We start from the raw sequence: 835 nt of genomic DNA on the forward strand, positions 1-835 counted from the left end.
GGCGCTGATCGAGATCTACCAGAACTGCAACATCTTCAACGACGGCGCCTTCGAGGCCCTCAAGGACCGGCAGCAGGCCCAGGAGGCCGTGATCCGCCTGGAGCACGGGCAGCCGATCCGCTTCGGCACCGACCGGTCGAAGGGTGTCGTACGGAACCCGGCCACCGGTGACCTGGAGATCGTCGACGTGACCGACGAGAACCGTGACCGGATCCTGGTCCACGACGCGCACTCCGCGTCCCCGACCACGGCCTTCGCGCTGTCCCGCCTGGCCGATCCGGCGACTCTGCACCACACCCCCATCGGCGTGTTCCGTAACGTCGAGCGCCCGGTCTACGACACGCTCATGGCCGACCAGCTTGACACCGCGATCGAGCAGAAGGGCAAGGGCGACCTTGCCGCGCTGTTGGCCGGCAACGACACCTGGACCGTGGAGACTTCCTCATGACTTACGTGATCGCCCAGCCCTGCGTGGACCTCAAGGACAAGGCGTGCATCGACGAGTGCCCGGTCGACTGCATTTACGAAGGACCGCGCAAGATGTACATCAATCCCGACGAATGCGTGGACTGCGGCGCCTGCGAACCGGTCTGCCCCGTCGAGGCCATCTTCTACGAGGACGCACTGCCGGACGAGTGGGCCGGATACGGAACCGCGGACCAGGAGGTGTTCGCCACGGCCGACGTGTCGGGCGGCGCGTCGGCGGCCGGGCCGCTGCCCGCGGACCATCCGATCGTCGAGGCCGAGCCGGTGAAGGAGCCCAACTGAGCTCCCACCGCACCGTGGCGCGTCGAGGCCCTCCCCGGCATCGGGGAGGGCCTCGACGCGCCACGGT

General features: G+C 68.1%; 1 protein-coding gene and 1 pseudogene. Both read left to right on the forward strand.

Annotated elements, in window-relative coordinates:
- A pseudogene (locus ACTYVM_RS31270) lies at positions 1-448 on the forward strand (2-oxoacid:ferredoxin oxidoreductase subunit beta); the annotation flags it as partial.
- Positions 445-768, forward strand: coding sequence for a ferredoxin (gene fdxA / locus ACTYVM_RS31275; protein WP_445529202.1), 324 nt, complete (start codon positions 445-447; stop codon positions 766-768). The pseudogene ACTYVM_RS31270 and the gene fdxA, both read left to right, overlap by 4 nt.
- Positions 769-835 lie beyond the last annotated feature (67 nt).

The sequence above is a fragment of the Streptomyces cyslabdanicus genome (assembly GCF_052663305.1).